Here is a 23,421-nt window from a genome sequence, read left to right as displayed (position 1 = left end):
TGTTCTAAGGGTGACCGGTTATTTTGAAACAGTTTGACCAGATTCGTTTTCATCCAGTAGGATCCGAACCGATGGTGTGTAGTCGTCGTCAAAATGACCGCGGCGCACCGACCAGATAAATGCGCCAAGAAAGCCGAGGGCTACCAATAAGCTGGCGATGATTAAAAGATACAGTGCGCTCATGAGAATGAATGTTTTGTAATTATTTGATAATCTGATCTTTGTGGAAGTGGAAGGTAAGTGATTTCATATGTCAAAACTACCGGTTGAAGGCGTGTCGAACGATGACTTTTATCCGGTGTTTTTACTGATGCTTGTCAGTTTTTTAACCATTTTCGGGCCGCGAGGTTACTCGTTATCGTGGTAAACAGTACGATGGTGATGGAGCTCACAGGCATGAGTATCGCTGCAATAACGGGTGATAACTTTCCGGATATGGCGAAGGTGAGCCCAAAGACATTGTAAAGCAGTGAGATAGCAAAACTGAGTTTTATGATTTTCTGTCCGGATTTGGCGAGGTTGATAAATGCCGGAAGACGGATCAGCTGATTACCTTCGACGATCGCGTCACAAGCCGGAGAAAAATTATTGATGTCATCAGAAACCGCCAGACCAACATCACTTTGGCGCAGTGCTCCGGCATCATTCAGCCCGTCGCCGATCATCAGCACATTTTTTTGCTGAGCTTGCTGAAGGTTTTTAATAAAGTGAAGTTTCTGCTCCGGTTTTTGATCAAATAAAAGATGTGACTCATTTCCAAAAACGGGGGCCAGAAGGCTTTTATCCGTAGGTTTATCCCCCGACAAAAGGTAGGTTCCGAAACCCTTATCCTGTAAAACTTTCACTGTCTTTTCGAGCTCGGGGCGGTATTTGCTTTTTAGCATGAAATAACCCCGGATGTTGCCATCGATTGCTACGTAAACATGGGAGGCATTATCCGTTTTTTCAATCAGACTGGCGCTGCCCACCCATTTGGCCGACCCTAGCTTTACCTCCGTTTTACCCCAGAAAGCTTTAATCCCTGCACCTTCCATTTCCTGGAAATGTGACAGCGTACGGCGGCTTGCCGTGGTATCATCTAGTTTCTTAACGAGCATTCTGCTCAGTGGATGAGAGGATTGGATCGCAAGTGTTTTGATCATGACCAGCTCATCTTCTGTCAAAGGTTTTCCGATGAATTCCACTTCTGCGTCGTTCACCTGCGTAATGGTTCCGGTTTTATCAAAAACGACGGTATCAATATGTGATAGCCTTTCAATGGCGTGGGCGTTTTTTGGATAAAAACGGTTTTTGCCAAACAGACTTAATAAATTTCCATTCGTAAAAGTGGAAGACAGTAGCAAAGCGCAGGGGCAGGCCACCAGCAGAGAGGTTGTAAATGCGTTAAAAGCGACTTCTGTATTTTTTAAGACCAGGGCCCAGACCAGGAAAGTCAGCACGGCGATAGCCAGTACGATAACAGAAAAATATTTGTTAATCCGCGCTGCAAGGGTCTGGTTTTGGTTTTCTTTGTCACGTGCAAAAGTATCATTGTTCCAAAGTTGTGTCAGATAACTCTGGGAAACTTCGCGCAGTACTTTTAGTTCAACAGACAATCCTGTCTGTTTCCCTCCCGCATAAATCGTATCACCGGCTTTTCGCTCAATCGGTTCGGCTTCACCAGATACAAAACTGTAATCGATGAGCGCACGCGGGCTGAGTAAAACGGCGTCGGCTGGAATCAGTTCCTGATTGCGGACGAGCATATGATCTCCCGATCGCAGTTCGGTAATGGGGACCCGGGTTTCTGCCCCGTCTTTTAAAACTGTCACCGCAACGGGGAAATAGGATTTGTAGTCACGGTCAAATGAAATTCCTGCGTAGGTTTTATCCTGAAAATAACGTCCGATCAGCATGAAAAATACCGCTCCGGCCAGGGAATCAAAGTAACCCGGTCCCGTTTGGGTGATAATTTGATATAAACTGGTCAGGAAAACGCAAAGCAAGGCCAGAGCAATCGGAGCGTCAATGTTTAGGTATCTTCCTTTCAAAGCAGACCATGCAGATTTGAAAAAATCGGAAGCACAATAGAAAAAAACGGGAAGACTTAACGCCAGATTCAAGATACTGAACAGATTGCCGAGGCTTTGGTCGGAGATACTCTCACTCAAATGAAAGTACTCGGGAAAGCTGAGCATCATGATATTGCCAAATGCAAAACCGGAAATACCGATTTTGTAAAGCCGTGTGCGGTTCCACTTTTTGATCTGTTTGCCTTCAACGTCATTCAGGCTGATGTAAGGTTCATAACCGATCCTAGTGATCAGCTCGGCGAGCTGGCTGAGCCTGATTTGCTGCGCGTCATAAGTAATCCGGACTTTCTTTTCAGGGAAGTTAACAACGGAGCTGCGGATGGCGGGATTCAACCGGTGCAATTGTTCCAATAGCCAGATGCACGAACTGCAATGCATTTTCGGAACCAGCAGGTTAACCCTGGAAAGTTTTCCATCCGTAAATTCGAGCAGTTTTTCGGTTATTTCAGGGAGATCCAGATAATCGTATTTGCCGGAAAAATAGGAGACGTCCGGAGAAATTCCCTGAGCGCCGTCGATGTTGTAATAACCGCACAGATCATTTTCTTTCAGCAAATCATAAACGACCGAGCACCCTTCGCAGCAAAACTGATGATCGTCAAAAAGTATCACTTCGTCCTTACAAGCTTCACCGCAATGAAAACAGGTATGTTTTTCATGGACAGGATTTTCAAAAGTACCATTTAAATCAGCTTTCATGGGTTGAGTTTGATGAGATATATTCTTGTGAAACGATGATCAAATTTGGCAGATTGGGGCGGGAGAGAAGATGACCTGCGTTGGGAAGTTGAATGACTTTGATCAGTATTTTACAAGTCGTGCAGATAAGGAAGTGTTCAGGGTTATAGCATTATCCTCTGATTTTACTTAAACTCGTACTTTCGTACCGCCTAAGCCGTCACCAATGCCTTCTTTGAAAAAACTTCCGACGCCGATAACCATATTGATGTTTGTCATTATTCTGGCAGCTGCGACAACCTGGTTGCTGCCGGCCGGGAAATATGATACCCTGGCCTATCATTCGGGGGAGCATTTTGAACTGAGTTCAAAAGAAAAAGCGGTTAGTCTGCCATTTACGCAACACACGCTGGACAGTCTGCATATTCTCATAAAACTAGAAAAGTTTGCCAGCGGAGATATTAAAAAACCGGTTTCTGTACCCGGAAGTTATCAGCGGCTTCCCTCGAATACGCAGGGGATTGTGGAGGTGATCCAGGCTCCGCTCAAAGGCATTTATGACACGGTCGATATTATCCTTTTTATTTTGATGATCGGTGGATTTATCAATGTTTTCTATTCCTCCGGCGCCATGGACAAGGCACTGATCGCTCTTTCTTACCGGATGAAAGGCCATGAGGCCTGGCTCATCATCGTGCTGACCTTCCTGTTTTCACTGGGCGGTTCGTCGTTCGGGATGGCAGAGGAGGCTCTGGTTTTTTACCCGGTTCTGATCCCGCTATTTCTTGCCGCTGGTTACGACCTGCTGGTTCCGGTGGCGGTGATCCATGGCGGCAATACGCTTGGGTATTTCTCGTCATTTTCTAATCCATTTTCAACCATTATCGCTTCCAATGCGGCGGGTATCAACTGGACGGATGGACTTTACGGAAGGTTAGTTATTCTGGTTATCACCACCGGAATTTTCATTGCATACTTGGTCCGTTACGCGCAAAAGGTAAAAAAAGATCCGACGGCCTCACTGGTTTATCGTACCGACGGAATTGTAGCGTCACCTTATCCGGTTATTGATGAAAACAGCAAAATACAGCCCCTTGACCGGCGGACGATCATTTTGCTTCTTCTTTTCGCCGTTACTTTTACCACCCTTATTGCAGGTGTTGTGTTTCTGGACTGGTGGCTGCTGGAAATGTCAGCCCTGTTTGTCGTTGCAGCGGTGGCGGTCGCCGTGGTGATGCGTATGGGTGAAAGGGAGTTTATGGAAAAATTTATAAAAGGCGCCGAGAGTTTGCTTGGTGTTGCTTTTATTATCGGCGTTGCAAGAGGGGTGACCACCATTCTGGATGCCGGAAATGTCAGCGGTTCCATTTTGTACTACGCTTCGATGCTGGTCAATCAAATGCCCCCTGCTCTTTTTATCGTCTCGCTACTGATCATCTACATGGTGCTGACGCTGATAATCCCTTCGTCGTCCGGTATGGCGGTGGTGACGATGCCCATCCTGGGCTCCCTGGCTTTTGTAGCCGGCGTACCGGGAAAAAACATTGTAAACAGTTATCTGTTTGGGATGGGCATCATGGGTTTGATAACACCAACAGGTATGCTTCTGCCTTCGCTGGCGCTGGCGAATGTAAGTCCGAAAGCATGGTGGAAATTTATCTGGCCGGTAATCTGCATGTTGTTTCTTTTTAGCGTATTGTGGCTGGTATTTTAATCAGACTGAGGATTGTTTTTTATAAATATTACTTCTGATAAAATTTCCGTAGAACCAGTTTTGATTGACCGTAACGTATTTTTTTTCAAAGTATTGGTCCATGTTGGTGAGCTGGCGCGCTTCTACTTTGCTCAGAAATCCGAAAAAAAAATACATGGCTTTTAAAAGCATTTTCTGCCATAACCGGGTTTGGTATTTATCGGGTATGAAATCAGTGTAAAGCCATAATCCGCCCGTTTTAAGTTGTTCGTCGAGTCCATGGAATAAGGTTTTTACTTTATTTTCTGTGAAAAGATCGAAGAAAAAAGGCGTGATGATCACATCGAAAGGCTGGTTGGTCTGATAATCTTCGATCGTTTTATGGATGAAGATTATTTTGTTTTGTCCGGTTTCCCGTTTTTGGGATAAAGCGATCATGGACGATGCGACTTCCACATAAGTTATCTCCAATCCGGCATCATGAATTTTTGCAATAGCTTCCAAAATCCATCCGGTCCCGCCGCCGACAATGAGAATGCGACTGTTGGCCGGGATATATTTCAGTAAGCTCACCTGTGATTCGACCAGCGCGTTTCCGTAAACCAGCCGGCTCATGAAGTCGTAAGGGCGGGCAACTGCATTGAAATCCGGATTTGCCGACATATGGGTTAATGAATAAATTGTGAGCCCGCGATGCCGCAGAGTGCCTTTACCAGCAGCAAACCATCAATGACGATCAGATAATACAGGATTTTCTTATGCCGCAGCATGGTCCATGCAACGGCCAGCATCAGAAAAAAAGGTATCAGGTTAAACGACAAAACGATTAATTTAAAATGCCTGAAATGGGCAAAGGTGAGCAGGGATAAAAGCCCGATCAGCAATAAGGGAGTCAGGACAAAACATATGGTTTTTTGCAAGCCATAACGCACTACGAAAGTTTTCAGTTGCTGGTTGGAGTCATCTTCGTAATCTTTCAGGTCGAACATAATGGCGTTCACCGTGCAGAACATCCAGTTTTTAAGGAAAAGCCACAAAGTAAGAACCGGGTCGGCATAATAGCTGCCGCGTTCAATCTGCAAAACCACCAGCGGAAGCAAATTAACACAACAGGCCCAGACAAAACCAATGATGAAGGCTTTCAGCCAGCCGGTGTTTCGGAGGTTGACTTTCAAAAAAGATTTGGGCAGCAGTCCGTAATAAAGAATAGCTGCCAGGGAGATCAAGAGGATGATCAGCCAGTATTTTATGGGTAAATGAACAATGTTGAGGTAATATCTTTGAAGCAGGATCAGCGATAATGTCAGGCAAATCAGCAGCAAAACGGGCTGGCTGTATTTAATAAAGTCGTGATGCCGGGCGTACCATATGGTCCTGGGATTGACAGATTTTGTCGTACTTTGGATGCCCGAATAGGCATAAGTGTAGTACATCACCGTCCCTGTAAACAGCAGGAGGTAATAAAATATCGAATTGAAATGTAACTGGAGTTGAAATGCGTTTTCCAGAGAAAGCGCGACCGCGAGCAATCCGACAAAATAATTCCCAAAAAAGATAAACTCGATAATTTTCTTGCCCACGTTAAATTCCAGATTCCGTTACGAAATCTGAAAGTATTCTATTATCAGGAATATATCAATTTAAAGTTAAGGATCCGGATTTGCTGCACGGAATTAAACATAGTTCGTCTTACGTTTTTCTCTTCTTCTTTTTGGCTGAGGGAAAGAGGACGTTATTGAGAATAAGTCGGTAACCGGGTGAGTTCGGGTAAAGATTCAGGTCCGTTGCCATTCTCCGGTTTCCGCCACGACGTCCTTCCGGATCGTGGCCGCCGTAAAATGTCCATTGGCCGCGACCCAGTTCTCCATAAATATAGCGGTCGGAGCTGCTGCTGGTTCCCATCACGAGTACGCTCGGTTTTACGGTCCCTTTGGTAAATGCGTTGGTCTGACCAAAAAATTCACGGATGATATGTTCATGGTTTTGAACCAGCATGGAAGGAATGATATCCCATTTGGCGGAAAAATCAAAAAGTGAAAAATAGTCTTCATTTTCGCTGTACCACGACCGTCCACCCGTTGCATTAATATCCGAGAACGAGCTTCCTTCATCATCATCCAGATGAAGTTTGAAATTCTGAAAAGCGAATGTTCTTGAAAAATCAAGCTTCGATTGTGCGTTCGGATCAAATCCGTCGCCGTCGGTCCCGTCGACAATATCGATTCCTTCGGCTGACAATGCAATGTCGAAAGTTTCGGCGCCGGAACACATGGCGAACAAAAATCCGCCTCCCGCACAGAATTCCTTAATGGATTTAGCCACGGCCAGTTTCATCTGCGAGACCTTGCTGTAACCAAACCGGCTTGCGATGGCTTCCTGAGCCTGAATATCGCCTGGCGACATCCGTCTTAGATTTCTGCCAAACTGGCCGGTGAAGTCTTCGTGGTGCAAATGAAGCCAGTCGTATTTGGGCAAATCACCTTTTATTATCTCTTCGTCATAAATCACTTCAAAGGGAATTTCTGCATATTTCAGCACGAGCAGAACAGCGTCTGTATTTTCGAATTCGGATGGGCTGATTTTGACGGGCGAGTAAACCGCAATTCTGGCAGCTGTATAGAGCTTGATCACTTCCATGTTCACATCCGGATCGGCGATTTTGCTGACGATCAACTGGCTGGAAGCATCGGATATCACTTCAAAAGAAATCGCCCGCAGTTTACATTCCCGTTCTATGGCCTGCGTGTGTCGGAGCATAAAACTTCCTCCGCGATAATTGAGCAGCCAATCAACCTCGTTCTGATCTTTTAGCAGGGTGTAAACCAGGCCATAGGCTTTAAGATGATTGGTTTGCGTCTGATCCATGGGAATCAGCAGCGAATTCGCCAGGGATACCGACGAAAGGAAAACCAGCAGGATGGGTAGAAATCTTTTGATCATAGCCAACACCGGTAAAGTCACCAAATTTGATATTTCAGTAGAATCAAATTTAATGAATAAAAATCAATTTATCCATCTGAAATTCAGTTGAATAAATTATTCTTTGTGGTTCTGGCAGGCAAGTCTGGACACGTCATAACCTTTGGCTTCACAACGGGCGACGATATCGCTGTATAGCTTTTTATCGATGGATTTTTTCCGGCTCATTATAAACAGGAACTTATGCTCGGGATGGCCAACGACGACGTAGGAATAATCGGCAGCGAGTTCAATGATCCAATAGTCGATCTTGAAAGGCCACACAAACTGGGCTTTCATTTTGGCATTGTTTGTTCCCGGTACCTGATAAACCTTGGAGCTGATTGCGTGAACTTCTTCGCTGCCCGGTTTTTTGTATGAAGTAATTACGTCGTAATAACCACCCTTGTCATTCCAGCTGTATTTTCCGGTCGTCTCTCTGCTTCCCTTATCGTATATAGACGGAATGGAATACAATGAATACCAGGTTCCGGCATAATGATTCAGATCAACCTTACCCACAGTCTCGTTTGGAATGCGAAACGCGCTCAAAAAGCAAATGAAAAGTATGGAAAAAATCAGTTTCATAGCGTTGCTGTTTTCGGGATATACGGTATCTGAATCGGATTGGATGGGTTTAAATTGAAAAATGCCCAACTTTCTAAGAGCTATAAGTTGTGATCACCAGTTGGGCTGTTGATGAATTTTCGGAGATTTGATACCGGATGGTTAAAGTTTTATATTTTTGTATCATGAGTAGTCCGGTTCAGATTCCCTTTAAAAGCATGGTCATCATCGACCGGCTTCTTGATACCCCCGTTTATCTTCAGATCGTCCATCAGATGATCAACGCCATTCAGCGGGGTGTGCTTACGCCTGGAATTCAATTACCGGGTTCAAGGGCTTTATCGCAGGAGCTGGAAGTCCATCGTAAAACCATCATTGCCGTTTATGATGAGCTGAATGCGCAGGGCTGGACAGAAATCAAACCTAATAAAGGGACTTTCGTGAGTAGTAAATCGCCGGCGAAAAGGTCCGATTCGTTAAAGTATAACACTGAGTTTCTTACAAGTTATCCGGAGCAAACCGGGTTTCATTTCAAACAGAATATTCTGCTTGACAAACCTTCGGTAAGCACAGGTTCGGTGCTGGAATTTACGGACGGGCTTCCGGATATTCGTTTGGCCCCGCTTGACAGGCTGGCGAAAGTTTACGGAGGCATCCTCAAAAGAAAAAGCAGCCATAAACATTTCGGATACTCACATGTGGAAGGCAATGAATATTACCGGGAAACGCTGGCGCATTATTTGAACAATACGCGCGGTCTGCATATCACAAAACGGAATATTCTTACGACCAGAGGGATACACATGAGTATTTATCTGGCCTCCAATATGCTGATCGAAACCGGAGATCTGGTTGTTGTCGGCGATCTGAGTTATTATGTTGCCAACATGATCTTTCAGGAAGCCGGGGCCAGCATTATTTCTGTTCCGGTGGATGAGGACGGGATTTCAGTCGAGGCGATCAGGAAACTTTGTGAAACGCGGAAGATCCGGATGCTTTATCTGACACCGCATCACCATTATCCGACGACCGTTACGCTGAGCGCAGAGCGGCGGCTTGAACTTTTAAGTCTGTCTGCTCAATATGGCTTTATTATTCTGGAAGATGATTATGACTACGATTTTCATTACAACAGCAGTCCGGTTTTGCCGCTGACCAGCGCCGACAGGCATGGTATGGTGGTTTATATTGGCTCATTTTGTAATTCACTGGCTCCCGGTTTTCGCTCGGGTTATCTGGTGGCGCCGGAAGATCTCATTCAGGAACTGGGGAAATTCAGACGGATTGTAGACCGGCAGGGAGATATGCTGATGGAGCAGGCGCTTGGGGAATTGCTTGAAGAGCGTGAAATACAGCGTCACCTCAAAAAGGCGCTTAAAATATACCAGGAGCGCAGAGATTCATTTTGTCAGCTTTTAAATGCGGAGCTGGGCGAGTATGTTTCGTTTGCTGCACCACCCGGCGGTTTGTCGATCTGGACGAAATGGAATCCGGACCTGAACCTGATGCGGATCAGTAAAAATTGTCTGGCGCAACACCTTCATTTGCCGCAAAAGCTTTTGTACCAAACCGAAAATGTGACAGCGATGCGCCTTGGTTTTGGGAATTTAACGGTAAGTGAAATGGAGCAGGCCGTAAAAATATTAAAACAGGCAGTAGAGAAAATTTGAGTTTAATATTATTCAAGTTGGTCGTCGTCTTTGCCTGGCTTGGTCAGCAAATTGGATATCCATCCGATAAAAATAAACGGTGAAAGAATAACCGAAGTAACCACGGTGGCAATAAACCATATAACGGTAACAATTCCTTTAATCAGGATCTCAACTATCTTATTCATTTAGAGAAGGGGGATGACCTTATGGGCATTGACTTTCCCGAATCAGAAATAGTTTCTGAAAGCGGATTTCTGAAAGAATATAGCGTTGAGCGGGAGTTTTGGTCAAATATACCAACATTTTAATAATTACCTCGAAGAATTGATTTAGCGGCAGTGGCTTTATAGTACTAATACCAGGGATAGTCAAATTCTATTATAGAATTTAATTTTTAAATGAGTCGAGACAATTTCCTATTTGAATAGTTTTATTTTTAATTTTTATAATAATATTTTTTACCTGTTTGTTTATATTATCATATTATTAATAAATATTTTCGTAGAAAAAATTCTATTAATATATTTGTGAAAATATTATAACCCTAAACTCGTTGACGTGAATTATTTTTTATTAAGCTTGGTGATTGCCTTTGGTTCTTTACAATTTGCCTCTGCGCAGGATATTATTGTTAAACATAACGGATCAAAGCTGGAAGCGAAGGTTAACTATGTCACAGAAAGCGTTGTAGTTTATACGAGTCCGGGAGAAAATAGCTCCGGCAAACTGGGTAAAGCAGAAGTTGAAAAAATCATTTATAAGTCAGGTAGAGTAGAGCTAATCAGCCAGAAAATTGTTGTGAACGGCCATGATGACTGGAAAAAAATCGTTTTGACGAGCAATCCGCTTTCGGTGGTAGGGCTGATAAAGAAAGGAGAAATTAAGGTCAAGTCGGGCAGGGAATCTCATGGAACAGCCAGTTTCGACTCAAAAGAGGTTGAAAAGATGAAAAAGCAGGCCGCGGATATGGGCGCGCATGTTATTCTGGTTAACGGTTATGATGGCAGAATTGAACCATCGGAACATAACAAAATGGAGGTCGTTGTCGCCTACGGCTATTAATATTTGAGATAGTTGCTGCAAGCAGCCCCACTGCTTTTTTTTAGTATTCGTTTTTATTCGATTTACGTATATATGTAAAGGTTTCGTATGCGGCCTTTGCAGTTTCGATGTTATGCTGTGTCTGCCGATCATTCTTCCGGGGCTTCATCCTGAAGGCGGTTGTATAGAATAAGGTACCTCACCTTTGCAAAACTTGTTGTACGGATTACTTTTTTTGTTGTCGATTTCATCGATTTGCCATTTCCAGCCGGCAGCGTAGTTATTTTCAATGCTTTAAATGAATAGTTTTAAACCAGGATCACTCATTGTGCAGGGCGCGGTGGTGAAATGAGTTTATGTTTACCATTGGTTTGGGGGATTGAACAATGCTAATTTATCAGGTATGTGGAGGCATTTGCACAAAATACTGGCTTTCGTAATTTTCTTTTTCGTCATAATAGTGGTTTGCCCGGCCCGCAGCGGACATCCACGCAGGGGACTGAACAGGCACGTGAAATCGGTCAGTGCGGATACCAGTCAGATAAGTCAGCTCTTAAAATCGGGAAATTTATACCTTTCAAGGCCGGGTAATGACGATAGAAATACGGACAGCGCACTTAGCGTTTTACGTCAGGCTTATCGTTTAAGCGACTCGCTTAAACTCATTTATTATTGGCATGAATCGCTTTGTTTGCTGGGAAGTGCTCAATTGCGCAAGGGCGACTTGAAAAATGGTCGGGCGGCATTTATGCGGGTAATCCGAAATTACCAGAATACCGGAGACAAGGCGGGTGAAGCACAAACCTGGTTTCGTTTTGGGCAGGGTTTTATGAGTATTAAGGCCCATTTTTCTCCTCAACTGGCTAATGAAGCCAATTTTTTGGAAATGATGACATGTTTTAAAACGGCATTGTCCATCGCAAAACAAATATCTGATAAGGATAAAGAATCAGGTATTTTGATTCAAATGGCTGATTTTAATGCCTTGCAGCAAGGGAATTTAAAGCTTGCGGAGAATGAATATTTACAGGCGCTGGCATTGCAGAAAACCGGTCGGGCAGCTATGGTCAAGGATGTTTACAGTGGCCTTATGGCGGTCAATTATTTTCGTGGGAATTTTAATAAGGCTCTCTATTACGGTATGGAAGCCGTGAAAAATGCAGAGGGCAGGCAGGGAGATTATAATCTGGATGTGGTTCATTTTTACTTTGGGAATATTTACCGGGATATGGGCGACTACGATAAAAGTTTGCTAAACTATCAAAAGTCACTGGCCGTAGTTGAAAGAAAAGGGGAGTTTGAGTATCTGTATTCTGCGATAGTCCGTAACACGGTCAGGGTTTCGATCATGCAGGGAAAGGGGCAAAAGGCGCTTGTTTTTTTAAAGGATCAGGTAAAAAAGCATCCGCCGGAATATCCTATCAATAAAGCGATCATTGCGGAAAGTTTTGGACACTGCTACAATGCGTTGAAACAGCAGGCGCTTGCTGAGCAGTATTTTGTAGAAATGGCTGAATGGAGCAAAAAAATAGGAGAAATCAGGGCTGTTTATCAACATTATGCCATCGCGAAGTTCTATTTTGATATCAGGCGTTATGAAAAAGCAGATTACTATTTCGCTCTTGTCCTGGGAGCGGCTCCGGGAATCGTTCCCGTTTCGGTATTGCAAAGGGCACATTTGATGCGCTTTAAAATGGATTCTGCGGCGGGAAATTATGTCGATGCTATTGGTCATTTTCATAAACACGCTTCTTTGAAGGATTCCGTCTTCAATGAAACCAAAAGCAGGCAAATTGAAGAATTACAGATCAAGTACGAAACCGAGAAAAAAGAAAGGGATATCAAATTGCTCATCAATCAGGGGCAGCTCCAAAGTACTGCGCTGGCAAGAAATATTATTATTGCCGGGGTTATCATTTTGCTGCTGATCATGGGCATGGGTTACAATCGTTACAGGACCAAACGGCATAGCCACAATAAATTACAGGCACAGCAGGAGGTTATTAATCAGAAAAATATCTCACTCGAAAATTTGATTTCCGAACAAAGCAAACTGCTCAAAGAGAAAGAGTGGCTGCTAAAAGAGATACATCACCGCGTAAAAAACAATCTTCAGATCGTTATGAGCCTCCTGAACACGCAGTCTGTTTTTATTGATAACGAGGCGGCTCTGAAGGCCATAAGGCTCAGCCAGCACCGGATGTATTCCATGTCGCTGATCCATCAGAAATTGTACGAATCCAAAAGTGTGGCAAAGGTTGAAATGCCAGCCTACATCACCGAACTCGTGGAATATCTGCGCGATAGCTACGATACAAGTGAGATAATTCTTTTTAACCTGGATGTGGACTTTATAGAACTGGATGTTTCTCAGGCTGTTCCGGTAGGGCTGATACTCAACGAAGCGATTACGAATTCGATTAAAAGTGCGTTTCCGGACGGAAGACGAGGTTTGGTGAAAATAGCGATGAAGCAGACGCCGGACCAGATGATATCATTAACTGTCTCGGACAATGGAGTTGGGCTGCCTCCCGACTTTAAGGTGGAAAGAAGTAATTCGCTTGGTATGAGCCTCATGGAGGGCCTCAGCAGGCAGTTGCGAGGTACGTTTAAGATTGAAAGCAGCAGCGGTTTAACAATCGTAATGTCATTTAAAGCGGGAGGAATAGTTGGTTTTGATTCAAAATCCCTGGCCGATGAAAAGGTTGAGGGAGCAATTACCTGAAAATTTTGAAGACACTAAAATCAGAATCTATGATCAAACGATTACTGCTCAACGTGATATTTTTTACTGTCTTATTTTTAAATGCTGAATCAGGATTTTGTCAGCGTTTAAAGATAAGTGGCAGCGTAACCAACAGTGAAACCGGCGAACCTGTTCCTGGCGCAGCTGTGGTGATTAAGGGGAAACTTAACGGTACGATCACGGACAAAGAAGGTGATTTTGAATTGATAACAGCTCTGAGTTTCCCATTTTTGATAACCATATCCAGTGTAGGTTATAAAACCCGTGATGCAGAAATCACTTCCGGTAATCTAATGGTTGTTCTTCAGCCTGATAGCATGTGGATGAACGAGGTAGTAATTTCCGCATCAAGAGTTGAAGAGCATGTGTTGCAGTCACCAGTCAGCGTCGAAAAAATGAATAGCCGGGATATTCAGACAACACCGTCGCTGAATTTTTATGATGGTTTACAAAATCTGAAAGGCGTTGAGTTGACGACTGTTGGCCTAACCAATAAACAGGTGAATACCCGCGGTTTCAATTCGATATCCAACAGCCGCTTTCTTCAATTGATTGATGGTGTAGATAATCAGCCACCTGGACTGAATGTTCCGGTGGGTAACCTGTTTGGATCATCGGAGCTGGACCTGGAAAGTGTTGAAGTGATTCCTGGCTCGGCGTCGGCTCTGTATGGCCCGGTGGCATTCAACGGTCTTTTGATGATGCGAACGAAAAACCCGTTTTTATATACCGGCTTGAGTGTACAGCTGAAAAGTGGTCTAAATCATATCAATGAAAAATACAGCGATCCTCATGGGCTCTACGATTTTTCGCTGCGCTACGCGAGAGTGCTGAACCGGAAGCTGGCGTTAAAGGTCAATGCGTCTTATTTTAAAGGACTGGATTGGTTTGCAACAAATTACACGGATGTTGATGCGCTGACGCCTGCGAATCAGAAGGGAGAAAATAATCCGGCAAGAAATGCACTGAATATTTACGGAGATGAGGTTGTGAAAAATCTGGAAGGCATCGGGCGGGTATCGAGAACGGGATACGAGGAGCGGGACCTGATGAATTACAATACCAACAGTTTAAAACTCAATGGAGCGCTGCATTACCGGGCAAATGATAATATGGAATTTGTTTATCAGTACAATTATGGGCAAAGTACGGCCGCGCATATGGGGAGCAGCCGTTTTTCATTAAATAATTATGCATTGCATCAGCACCGCGTTGAATTGAAAGGCAGGAAATACTTTGTCAGGGCCTATGCTGTCATGGAAAATTCGCACGATACCTACAATGCCCGAACATTGGGGCAGAATATCAATCTGACCTGGGTGAAGGATTTGAATGGAATTGTCGTGGCGCCGGCCCGCGCAAATAATACATGGTTTGACAGATATGCGGCTGCTTTTAAAGGAAATGTACTTAATGTTTCTGCCGGAAATCACACCGTAGCACGTGCTTTTGCCGACGAGGGGAGATATCTTCCCGGATCTGGTGATTTCAACAGAGAGAAGGAAAAGCTGGAAAAAGTATACGGTGCGGGCGGAGCAGGGATTTTTACAAAAAGCAAGTTTTATCATGCCGAGGGGCAATACGATTTTACGGATCAGATCAAATTTGTGGATATTGTCGCGGGGGGTAATTTTCGCCGTTATGATATGTTTACCAACGGGACGTTGTTTGATGACAAGGATCAAAATATCACGATCAATGAAGGAGGCGCGTTTGTTCAGGTCTCGAAAAAAATGTGGCAGGATAAGTTAAAGCTGACAGTTTCAGATCGGTTTGACAAAAATCAGAACTTTAAGGGGAGAATGACGCCGCGCGCATCTGCCGTGTTTACGGTGGCTAAAAATCATAATTTCCGCATATCCTATCAGACTGGCTTTCGTAACCCTATTCCGGTAGACCAGTATATCAAACTTACATCGGGTACAGTCACGGTTCTGGGTGGGGTTCCTGCCAATAGCAGGGGGATGAATGTTTATGAAAACTCATTCACCTATACTTCGGTGAATATTTTCAGCGCAGCGGTTAACAATGCGGTACAGGCCGGATCGATAGCCGTTGATGCTATCAGCAGAAATAAAGATTTACTGGTTAAGTCCAACATAGCGTACGTAAAACCTGAAAGAGATCGTACTTTCGAAATTGGTTATAAGAGTCTGGTTGCGAATAATTTGCTGATCGATGTAAATTATTACTATTCCGCTTATAAGGATTTTATCCTGAGCAGCCGCGTTGTCAGACCTCAGTCGGATGTCTTGACTGAGAGTGCATCGGTCAATGCCGGGGCGGCAACAGAAGTTTTTAACGGGCAGGTTCAGACATTTATCCTGACCACCAATGCCTCGGATAAAGTCGCAACACAAGGCGCAACATTGGGCCTGACATATCAATTACCCAAAAACTATACAATTGGCGGTAATGGCACATGGTCGTCTTTTAATCTGAAAAAGGCAAATCCCGGTAATGTCCCGGCATTTAATACCCCTAAGTTTCGAACCAATGTTTTGTTTGGAAATCAGGCAGTGTATAAAAATATGGGTTTTAATGTAGCCTGGCATTGGCAGGATACCTTCGACTGGTATGGCGCATTTAACGAAATGAGGCCGGGTAAAATCAAAGCATTCTCAACAGTAGACGCGCAGGTGAGCTGCAAGTTTTCAACAATAAAAAGCACGGTAAAAGTCGGAGCTAATAATTTGCTGAACCGACAGGTTTATCAGGCATACGGTTCGGCCTCCATAGGTGCAATTTATTACGTGAGCCTTACTTTTGACGAAATGCTTCGTTGACAAATCACAGAATAATCGCATTTATAGTATTTTCTAATTACAAAATCGTGAAAACTGTTTTAAAAAGTACTACTTTTGTTGCTTTATATAAAGGACGCCCGGTTGAGTATCATAACCGTCTAACCTTTGTGCCTGTTAAATGATTGGTGCATAGGTCCGTGGAAAAATTATATTTTATTTAAAGTGAATTTTTTCCCGGAAATAGTGTTCTCTATAAATATATTTATGGAAACAGGTTTTAAAATTGTTGAAATGCCCGGGCCGCAGTGCCGGAAAGTTGCAGAAATAAAGCAACAAGGGCACAGAACGGCAATTTTGAAACAATATGAAACACCTGATAATAGTCTGACTGTCAGGTTTTTTTGTAATATAATACCTGCGTTTTATCTTTCGCCGGAATATTCTGAGTCCTCTGATTTAATCCTGAGGCAAATTCCGACAGCAAATTTATTTATTTCAAAGGATCCGGAAACGGACTCTTCTCTCAGTTCAAAACTTCAAAAAACAGCGCGTTTTAGTTCTTGTGTATCAGCTCACTTATTGGGAAAATCTAATAATACCGGTATTGTAAATACTGTTGTTCGTGGTTTTTCGATAGGTAAACTGTACCGGACCGGGGCGCTAAAAAATCTAAAAAACAAATAAAATGGCCCAGTATTTAAACGAAACATCAAGGACTTTCAGTGAATACCTTTTAATTCCCGGATTAACCACTGCGGAATGTGTTCCTAATAACGTTTCTTTGAAAACCCCGCTGACAAAATTCAGCAAGGGACAGACACCGGATATTGAACTAAATATTCCTTTTGTATCGGCTATCATGCAGTCTGTTTCAGATGACGGAATGGCAATTGCATTAGCTAAAAATGGAGGTGTTTCTTTTGTTTTTGGTTCTCAGGGTATTGAAGAGCAGGCTGCCATGATCCGTAAGGTGAAAAACCATAAGTCTGGTTTTGTGATCAGCACGGCGAATCTGACGGAGGAGCATACTTTGAAGGATGTTATTCAGCTGAAAGGAAAAACCGGCCACTCTACTATTGCAATTACTGACAACGGAACGGCAGAAGGTAAGTTATTGGGTATTGTAACGAGCAGGGATTATCGTACGAGCACGGATCGCCTGGATAAAAAGGTGAAAGAATTCATGACTCCTTTTTCGAACCTGGTTACTGCGCAGCTTGGTATTTCGTTAAAAGAAGCCAATGATATCATCTGGGACCACAAACTGAACAGCCTTCCGGTTATTGACGAAAACAATAACTTCAAGTTTTTCGTATTCCGCAAGGATTATGACAACCATAAAGACAACCCGTTGGAGCTGTCGGATTCTCAGAAGAAATTGGTTGTCGGTGCGGGCATCAATACGCGTGATTATAAAGAAAGAGTTCCTGCCTTGGTTGAAGCTGGCGCCGATGTACTTTGTATTGATTCATCTGACGGATTTTCGGTTTGGCAGCGTGAAACACTTCAATACATCAAGACTCAATTTGGTGATAAGGTGAAAGTAGGAGCAGGGAACGTGGTCGACAGAGACGGGTTTTTATATCTTGTTGAAGCCGGAGCGGATTTTGTGAAAGTGGGTGTTGGCGGAGGCTCTATCTGTATTACGAGAGAAACAAAAGGTATCGGCCGCGGACAGGCTACTGCGTTGATCGAAGTTGCTGAGGCTCGCGATCAATATTATCAGGAAACGGGTATTTACGTACCCATTTGCTCGGATGGAGGCATTGCACAGGATTACCACATGGTATTGGCCTTGGCAATGGGTGCTGACTTTTTGATGATGGGAAGATATTTTGCCCGTTTTGACGAAAGCCCTACACGTAAACTGATGGTTGGCGGAAACTATGTGAAGGAGTATTGGGGAGAAGGTTCAAACCGCGCCCGCAACTGGCAGCGTTACGATATGGGAGATACAGCAGACGGCCTGAAATTTGAAGAAGGTGTTGATAGCTATGTGCCTTATGCGGGAAGTCTGAAAGATAATCTGGCTGTGACAATTGGTAAAATTAAATCAACCATGTGCAGCTGTGGAACGATTTCAATCGCGTTGCTGAAAGAAAAAGCAAAAATTACACTGGTGTCTTCGGTAAGTATCGTTGAAGGCGGGGCGCATGATGTGATTGTAAAAGAATAACCTGCTGATTTAGCAGTATAAGTACATATGAAGGAGCTGACTGGCGATAAGCCGGTCAGCTCCTTTTCTTTGTTTATCCATTTGGATTGGTATAAAAAAGACAGAGCCACACATGCCATCAATATAAAATCGATAATAATTTGTAAAATAATACCGAATGGTATAATTTTGGATTCAAATTAAAAAAATGAAAAATCTGATAACCAAACAGGGTTTCATTTCACGTCGATAATTTTCACATCTGGGAATTTTTATTGCTTATGAAATCCTGTTTTAAACATTATATTTAAAAATATACCAATCGGTATTATTTATGAAAAGAACTATTTTGCTGATTACCGTGATCGCTGCTGCGGTTATGGAATTAATTGATACATCGATCGTTAACGTGGCTTTGTCGCATATGAGCGGGAATCTGGGCGCGACGCTGGAAGATACCTCCTGGGTGATCACTTCCTATGCGATCGCCAACGTGATTATCATCCCGATGACGAGTTTTTTGGCTTTAAAACTTGGGCGGAGAAATTATTACATCGGATCGGTTATCGCCTTCACATTCTTTTCCTTTATGTGCGGGCAGGCCTCGGGGATTTGGATGCTGGTCGCTTTTCGTTTTTTACAGGGGCTTGGCGGGGGTGCTTTATTGTCGGTGTCACAGGCTATTGTTTTTGAGCTGTTTCCAAAAGAAAAGCAGAATGTAGCCAGTGCGATTTTTGGTGTTGGTGTGTTTTTGGGTCCTACCATAGGCCCGACGTTGGGCGGATACATTACGGAATATCAGTCCTGGCCATGGATATTTTACATTAATATACCGATTGGAATTACCGTTGCCGCGCTTTGTTACGCGCTGTTGTCGGAGCCAAAAATCAAACAGCAGGCGGGGCGTATCGACTGGACGGGTATTTTGCTGCTGGCTGTCGGCGTAGGTTCATTGCAGACTGTTTTGGAGCGCGGTGAAATTGATGACTGGTTTGACGCGAATTACATCATCTGGCTAAGCGTTATCGCATCACTTGGACTCACGCTTTTCGTATGGTGGGAGTTGAAGATTAAAAATCCGGTTGTAAATCTTCGGGTTTTAAAAAGTAAAAATTTAAGCATTGCGGCTATCGTTACCTTCATTTCCGGTATCGGGCTTTTCAGTTCTGTATTCCTGACGCCGGTTTTTGCCCAACGGTTATTAAATTTTACACCGTCTCAAACAGGGCTGCTATTGCTGCCTGGTGCGTTTTTGGCCATCGGCGGACTTATTATTTCAGCCAAACTTTTGCAAAGAGGTGTGTCGCCTTTGGTGATGATTACAACAGGGATGATACTTTTCGTTTTGTTCAGTTGGCAAATGTCACATCTCAATCTGAACGCCTCGGCAAGCGACATTACCATTTCGCTGATCTGGCGCGGAGTGGGTTTGGCCATTGTCACGGTTCCGCTTACCGCATTGGCCGTTTCTGCACTTGAAACCAAAGATATTCCGCAAGGCGCTGCTTTGAATAACATGATGCGGCAACTTGGGGGCTCCGTTGGGCTCGCGATGGTGAACACGTATTTGCATAATCGTAACGCGGTTCACCGCTCAGACCTGGTTTCCAATGTGACGGAATACAATCCGCTGGCCATGCAGCGGATCTCGGCTTATACCAATTTGTTTATGAGCAAAGGCGCTACTGCTTTTGAGGCCCATAACAAGGCTCTGGGCCTGCTGGATGCCGGCCTGATGCGGCAAAGCAATCTGCTCAGTTTTAACGACGCCTATCTGCTGGTAGGTTCTGTTTTTCTGTTTGCTCTACCATTGCTGTTACTTGTGGGCCGGAAGAAGGGGGCGAAAACCCAGGTTATATTATCTGATCATTAAAAAGTGTGCACCAGAAGGCTGATCCCGATCAGATGTCTTTAAAATGAGGGTCATAGAAGCTTTGCCAAACCTTTATGGTTTCTGCGATCGAGTCGGGCGGGCTCGACAGATAATCCTTGATTTTAGTAAGGTTTCCGGAGGTAGAATGGCTTGCCGACGCTTTGACCAGATTGACCAGTAACCTGTCAATTTCAGAGGAGTCGTCCTGCCATTTTTTGCTGTATTTTTTGTACCAGGTTTCGTTCAAAAAGGCGAAACCGTCATAGGTGTACGCATTGACAATCCCATCCGGATCGATGATAACTGCCTCAGTCGGATTTTCCCTTTCCAGCTCAATGTATTTTTCGTTAAAATTGGTAATTCCTTCACCGAGCAGCGCGATGTTTCTGAGCGATTTTATCATGACTTTAATAGAATTATTTCTGGTTGGGTTCGGGGTTATTTTTCTTTGTTAAGATACGGGACATAATTATCATGCCCGGAATTGTCAGGTCATTTTTCTGCTAAACTTAGCTAACGGTAAACTCCGCTGCTGTCAAAAAATAGGGGGAACCATAGTTTTAATTATGGTTCCCCCGGTTGGTGTTAATAGAGCGAGGTTTTACGAAAACCTTTGGTATTTCAACGGTGTTCTGTGGCCGCTTCTAAGCTCTTTTTTTTATAAAAGTATTGCTATACAGAATGTTCGTAAAAGTTAATTGAAAGTAGGAATGGCTGCTAAAAATCGATCCGGGGAAAATCCGGTTACGCCGGTAATTTTTATTGAACTCAACCGGTGACAAATATATCACGATGATCACTTATTTCAAACGGTTCATGACAATTTATATGAAAAGGGTTTTTACGCGTTTTCTTTTATTTGTTATGATTAAGGATCGACAGCCGGTTTTTCAGGTCGTGAGAGGCGTTGCGGATCAGCATGGCTTTGTGTTCCAGTTCCAGCGCTTCCCGGTCGCGTCCGGTTGACAATTTACGTACGACGGTTTCTAATAATTCATTTTGTTTTTCCAGCGAATACTGGGATACCTCAGCCATGATTTTATCCGCTAGTTCCATTGCTTTTGCTTCTTCTTCCATGGATTTTATGATTTATGATGATGAAAGTGTTATGATTTGACGCAGACATAAGGTTTGGTAATTTAAAATCGGAAATAATTTTTTTCAGTTTACCTATTCTGGATATGATTTTGCTGCAAACTGCCTCAATTGTGGAATGTTTGCAGCACCGTAGTTTCACACTTTTCCTCTGATTGGGAGAAGCGGATTTTTCCGGCCCGGCTAAGTCGGTTTGTATAAGCTTTATCGGAAATTAACAGTGCTTCTTTTGCGGCTTTGGGCACTGTGGGGATGCTTAATCTTATACTCATTTCTTTGCAAAAATTAGCGTGCGACCCGGCATCGGTTCTAAACTAAAAATACGAATAAAAAGCAACTTTTTGGTAAAAGAATAAATATTTTTCAGGTAAATTTTATCCAAAGGTGTTTTAATGATTTTTATTTTTAAATAATTGATTGTCAGATTATAAAGGTTCTGATTAATGGTATTCCTCGCTATATTTTTTTGCGGTTGGTTTCAAAAAAATATACCCCTGCGGATCGAATTCGGCATGTTGTATTGTTTACATTTGCACAGGACTTTATGGTTGGTTCTGAACGTTCACGTTATACCGGTTTATAGTATTTTAAAATGATAAAAATTTCTGAACTTCCCCTGATTGTTTCTGCGGATCAGTTTTATGCTTCCAAACAGATCTTGCTGGTGGATGTGCTTTATGTGGGTGATGCGCCGAGGTCAATGCGGGAGTATATTAAAGACAGTCACGGTGGGTTTGTGTATGAGAAAAAGACGTACATGCCGATCACGCTGACGGGGAATCCGGAAAGCCTGATTGCCAATGCGGAAAAAGGGATTCATTTTAAATTTGATAAAGGTTTTCAGAATGTTTACACACTGGATGGAAATCTGGATGCGGCGATCTGGCATAAAAAATTATATGACCTGACCGATTTTGTCGGTAGTCCGTCCATCGGATTTGAACGTGAAGTGGATTTTATTATCGACAGATATCTTGTCAATTATATAGAATACCCGAAACCGCCAACAAAGCTGCTGGAAGTTCCTGCTAAAATGCCTGCTATCGGCACCAAAGCCATGAAAGGTTTGAAGCTGGTTGGAAAATAGTTATCAGTAGAAATATTTTACATACGAGAGCTCCCGCTGATCAGTAATCGACGGGAGCTCTTTTGATTGTGTTGGCAGTTATTTGATCGCGTCAATCTGGTCGATGATGTTCGCCACTTCGTTGGGTTGTGATAAGTGCGGAGTATGGCCGCTGTTCAGGCTGTATATTTTTTTAACGGCCGTTGTTTTGATCATCTGGTCCTGCAAGTTGATGCCGATGGCATGGTCGTTTACAGTACGAATGTAAAACTTGGTAACACTTCCGAAATTGGCGCTGGTCAGTGTTGCTTTTTGTGTCAATGGTAAAAGAGGTTCAGTTCTGTTTTTTTCAAGCAGCAATTGTTTGATTGCTGGTGTCGCATCCTGACTGAATATATTGATCAGGCTGTCCGTTTTTACGGCAATTGTAGACTGATCGGCACTTACTTCCAAAGCCTTTGGTAAAAGTGACTGAGAATCTGTGGAAGAGATTTCGAGCAAGGATTGCTGATTCTGTGGCAAAAAGGCTGCCAGATAAACAAGTTTCGATATTTTACCCGGAATTTTTTCAGCCACTTCGGAGATCACCATACCGCCCATACTATGCCCGACCAAAATTACTTTGGAAGACTGCGCTTCAACGGCCGAAATCACTTTGGCACTATAACTTGACAGAGTTAAACCTGCTACCGGAGTCTGGTCGTCGCCGTGCGCCGGCAATTCTACGGGGATTACTTTGTACCCCTTTTTTTCAAGGTTACTTTTCACAACAGACCAGCTAAAAGCACCCTGCCAGGCACCGTGAACCAAAATCACGGTTTCTGCTTTCACAGCCGGCGCTGGTTCGGAATTGGAATCACAAGAGAAAGTGGCAAGAGAAAGTAAAATAAGCAAAGATGTGATGATCGTTTTCATTAAAATATTGTTTTTGTTGAAAGAAAATATTCCCGTTTTTGATGGATCAAAGGTAGAAGCGGACCATCGCAATAATTTTCACCTATGTTAAAAAGCGCGTGGAATCAGCCAGAAAATCATTTTTTAGAAAAGCGGCCGAGTGAATAAATGCCTATCTTAGGTG

19 protein-coding genes are annotated in these 23,421 nt (G+C 43.4%); 9 read left to right on the top strand and 10 right to left on the bottom strand.

Going from position 1 to position 23,421, the window contains the following annotated elements; genetic code table 11:
- Nucleotides 1-18 precede the first annotated feature (18 nt).
- Both ccoS and M1L62_RS02925 read right to left on the bottom strand, forming a co-directional pair.
- The gene (gene ccoS / locus M1L62_RS02930) at nucleotides 19-183 is read right to left on the bottom strand and encodes a cbb3-type cytochrome oxidase assembly protein CcoS (RefSeq protein ID WP_254411507.1); all 165 of its coding nucleotides are present in this window, start codon (nucleotides 181-183) and stop codon (nucleotides 19-21) included.
- A 134-nt stretch (nucleotides 184-317) separates the two neighbouring features.
- Nucleotides 318-2,771, bottom strand: coding sequence for a heavy metal translocating P-type ATPase (locus M1L62_RS02925; protein WP_254411506.1), 2,454 nt, complete (start codon nucleotides 2,769-2,771; stop codon nucleotides 318-320).
- A gap of 214 nt (nucleotides 2,772-2,985) precedes the next feature.
- Here M1L62_RS02925 and M1L62_RS02920 point away from each other — a divergent pair, with 214 nt between their 5' ends.
- Nucleotides 2,986-4,464, top strand: coding sequence for a YfcC family protein (locus M1L62_RS02920; RefSeq protein ID WP_254411505.1), 1,479 nt, complete (start codon nucleotides 2,986-2,988; stop codon nucleotides 4,462-4,464).
- Here M1L62_RS02920 and M1L62_RS02915 read toward each other — a convergent pair whose 3' ends face one another.
- From M1L62_RS02915 to M1L62_RS02900, 4 genes are all read right to left on the bottom strand, one after another.
- Nucleotides 4,465-5,106 (bottom strand): class I SAM-dependent methyltransferase, encoded by a 642-nt coding sequence (locus tag M1L62_RS02915; protein ID WP_254411504.1) that lies wholly within the window; start codon nucleotides 5,104-5,106, stop codon nucleotides 4,465-4,467.
- A gap of 5 nt (nucleotides 5,107-5,111) precedes the next feature.
- Nucleotides 5,112-6,023, bottom strand: coding sequence for a UbiA prenyltransferase family protein (locus M1L62_RS02910; protein WP_254411503.1), 912 nt, complete (start codon nucleotides 6,021-6,023; stop codon nucleotides 5,112-5,114).
- Nucleotides 6,024-6,132: 109 nt separating this feature from the next.
- Nucleotides 6,133-7,383 carry an asparagine synthetase B gene (locus M1L62_RS02905; protein WP_254411502.1) on the bottom strand — a complete coding sequence of 417 codons (1,251 nt, stop codon included), beginning with the start codon at nucleotides 7,381-7,383 and terminating at the stop codon, nucleotides 6,133-6,135.
- A gap of 96 nt (nucleotides 7,384-7,479) precedes the next feature.
- Nucleotides 7,480-7,989, bottom strand: coding sequence for a lipocalin family protein (locus tag M1L62_RS02900; RefSeq protein ID WP_254411501.1), 510 nt, complete (start codon nucleotides 7,987-7,989; stop codon nucleotides 7,480-7,482).
- 164 nt (nucleotides 7,990-8,153) lie between these two features.
- On the opposite strand from M1L62_RS02900, the gene M1L62_RS02895 reads away from it, so the two are divergent.
- Complete coding sequence (locus M1L62_RS02895; RefSeq protein WP_254411500.1) at nucleotides 8,154-9,638, top strand: aminotransferase-like domain-containing protein; 1,485 nt, start codon at nucleotides 8,154-8,156, stop codon at nucleotides 9,636-9,638.
- A gap of 8 nt (nucleotides 9,639-9,646) precedes the next feature.
- Here M1L62_RS02895 and M1L62_RS02890 read toward each other — a convergent pair whose 3' ends face one another.
- Nucleotides 9,647-9,805, bottom strand: a complete 159-nt coding sequence (locus tag M1L62_RS02890; protein WP_254411499.1) for a hypothetical protein — start codon at nucleotides 9,803-9,805, stop codon at nucleotides 9,647-9,649.
- Between the two features lie 373 nt (nucleotides 9,806-10,178).
- Between M1L62_RS02890 and M1L62_RS02885 the strand changes: the two genes are divergently transcribed.
- The 6 genes from M1L62_RS02885 (at nucleotide 10,179) to M1L62_RS02860 (ending at nucleotide 20,182) form a co-directional block, all read left to right on the top strand.
- Nucleotides 10,179-10,682: a hypothetical protein gene (locus tag M1L62_RS02885; RefSeq protein ID WP_254411498.1), complete on the top strand. Its 504-nt coding sequence runs from the start codon at nucleotides 10,179-10,181 to the stop codon at nucleotides 10,680-10,682.
- Between the two features lie 382 nt (nucleotides 10,683-11,064).
- On the top strand, nucleotides 11,065-13,386 hold the full coding sequence (locus M1L62_RS02880) for a tetratricopeptide repeat-containing sensor histidine kinase (RefSeq protein WP_254411497.1): 2,322 nt from the start codon (nucleotides 11,065-11,067) through the stop codon (nucleotides 13,384-13,386).
- 29 nt (nucleotides 13,387-13,415) lie between these two features.
- The gene (locus M1L62_RS02875) at nucleotides 13,416-16,193 is read left to right on the top strand and encodes a TonB-dependent receptor (protein ID WP_254411496.1); all 2,778 of its coding nucleotides are present in this window, start codon (nucleotides 13,416-13,418) and stop codon (nucleotides 16,191-16,193) included.
- A gap of 183 nt (nucleotides 16,194-16,376) precedes the next feature.
- Nucleotides 16,377-16,838: a hypothetical protein gene (locus M1L62_RS02870; RefSeq protein ID WP_254411495.1), complete on the top strand. Its 462-nt coding sequence runs from the start codon at nucleotides 16,377-16,379 to the stop codon at nucleotides 16,836-16,838.
- A gap of 1 nt (nucleotide 16,839) precedes the next feature.
- Nucleotides 16,840-18,330 (top strand): IMP dehydrogenase, encoded by a 1,491-nt coding sequence (locus M1L62_RS02865; protein ID WP_254411494.1) that lies wholly within the window; start codon nucleotides 16,840-16,842, stop codon nucleotides 18,328-18,330.
- A 313-nt stretch (nucleotides 18,331-18,643) separates the two neighbouring features.
- A complete protein-coding gene (locus tag M1L62_RS02860) occupies nucleotides 18,644-20,182 on the top strand; it encodes a DHA2 family efflux MFS transporter permease subunit (RefSeq protein WP_254411493.1) in 1,539 nt (512 codons plus the stop codon).
- Between the two features lie 28 nt (nucleotides 20,183-20,210).
- Here the strand turns inward: M1L62_RS02860 and M1L62_RS02855 are convergent, their stop codons facing one another.
- Both M1L62_RS02855 and M1L62_RS02850 read right to left on the bottom strand, forming a co-directional pair.
- Nucleotides 20,211-20,585 carry a hypothetical protein gene (locus tag M1L62_RS02855; RefSeq protein ID WP_254411492.1) on the bottom strand — a complete coding sequence of 125 codons (375 nt, stop codon included), beginning with the start codon at nucleotides 20,583-20,585 and terminating at the stop codon, nucleotides 20,211-20,213.
- A 452-nt stretch (nucleotides 20,586-21,037) separates the two neighbouring features.
- A complete protein-coding gene (locus M1L62_RS02850) occupies nucleotides 21,038-21,259 on the bottom strand; it encodes a hypothetical protein (protein WP_254411491.1) in 222 nt (73 codons plus the stop codon).
- Between the two features lie 610 nt (nucleotides 21,260-21,869).
- Between M1L62_RS02850 and M1L62_RS02845 the strand changes: the two genes are divergently transcribed.
- Nucleotides 21,870-22,364: a hypothetical protein gene (locus tag M1L62_RS02845; RefSeq protein WP_254411490.1), complete on the top strand. Its 495-nt coding sequence runs from the start codon at nucleotides 21,870-21,872 to the stop codon at nucleotides 22,362-22,364.
- 78 nt (nucleotides 22,365-22,442) lie between these two features.
- Here M1L62_RS02845 and M1L62_RS02840 read toward each other — a convergent pair whose 3' ends face one another.
- A complete protein-coding gene (locus tag M1L62_RS02840) occupies nucleotides 22,443-23,258 on the bottom strand; it encodes an alpha/beta fold hydrolase (protein ID WP_254411489.1) in 816 nt (271 codons plus the stop codon).
- Nucleotides 23,259-23,421 lie beyond the last annotated feature (163 nt).

The sequence above is a fragment of the Dyadobacter diqingensis genome (genome assembly GCF_024220585.1).
Lineage (GTDB): Bacteria > Bacteroidota > Bacteroidia > Cytophagales > Spirosomataceae > Dyadobacter > Dyadobacter diqingensis.
Note: the sequence above shows the minus strand (reverse complement) of the source record. Positions and strands in the feature narration are given on the sequence as shown.

What these genes read in the sequence shown, in the direction of transcription:
- ccoS (WP_254411507.1), bottom strand. Translation starts at nt 183, where the DNA reads ATGAGCGCACTGTATCTTTTAATCATCGCCAGCTTATTGGTAGCCCTC.
- M1L62_RS02925 (WP_254411506.1), bottom strand. Translation starts at nt 2,771, where the DNA reads ATGAAAGCTGATTTAAATGGTACTTTTGAAAATCCTGTCCATGAAAAA.
- M1L62_RS02915 (WP_254411504.1), bottom strand. Translation starts at nt 5,106, where the DNA reads ATGTCGGCAAATCCGGATTTCAATGCAGTTGCCCGCCCTTACGACTTC.
- M1L62_RS02905 (WP_254411502.1), bottom strand. Translation starts at nt 7,383, where the DNA reads ATGATCAAAAGATTTCTACCCATCCTGCTGGTTTTCCTTTCGTCGGTA.
- M1L62_RS02900 (WP_254411501.1), bottom strand. Translation starts at nt 7,989, where the DNA reads ATGAAACTGATTTTTTCCATACTTTTCATTTGCTTTTTGAGCGCGTTT.
- M1L62_RS02895 (WP_254411500.1), top strand. Translation starts at nt 8,154, where the DNA reads ATGAGTAGTCCGGTTCAGATTCCCTTTAAAAGCATGGTCATCATCGAC.
- M1L62_RS02890 (WP_254411499.1), bottom strand. Translation starts at nt 9,805, where the DNA reads ATGAATAAGATAGTTGAGATCCTGATTAAAGGAATTGTTACCGTTATA.
- M1L62_RS02880 (WP_254411497.1), top strand. Translation starts at nt 11,065, where the DNA reads ATGTGGAGGCATTTGCACAAAATACTGGCTTTCGTAATTTTCTTTTTC.
- M1L62_RS02875 (WP_254411496.1), top strand. Translation starts at nt 13,416, where the DNA reads ATGATCAAACGATTACTGCTCAACGTGATATTTTTTACTGTCTTATTT.
- M1L62_RS02865 (WP_254411494.1), top strand. Translation starts at nt 16,840, where the DNA reads ATGGCCCAGTATTTAAACGAAACATCAAGGACTTTCAGTGAATACCTT.
- M1L62_RS02860 (WP_254411493.1), top strand. Translation starts at nt 18,644, where the DNA reads ATGAAAAGAACTATTTTGCTGATTACCGTGATCGCTGCTGCGGTTATG.
- M1L62_RS02855 (WP_254411492.1), bottom strand. Translation starts at nt 20,585, where the DNA reads ATGATAAAATCGCTCAGAAACATCGCGCTGCTCGGTGAAGGAATTACC.
- M1L62_RS02850 (WP_254411491.1), bottom strand. Translation starts at nt 21,259, where the DNA reads ATGGAAGAAGAAGCAAAAGCAATGGAACTAGCGGATAAAATCATGGCT.
- M1L62_RS02845 (WP_254411490.1), top strand. Translation starts at nt 21,870, where the DNA reads ATGATAAAAATTTCTGAACTTCCCCTGATTGTTTCTGCGGATCAGTTT.
- M1L62_RS02840 (WP_254411489.1), bottom strand. Translation starts at nt 23,258, where the DNA reads ATGAAAACGATCATCACATCTTTGCTTATTTTACTTTCTCTTGCCACT.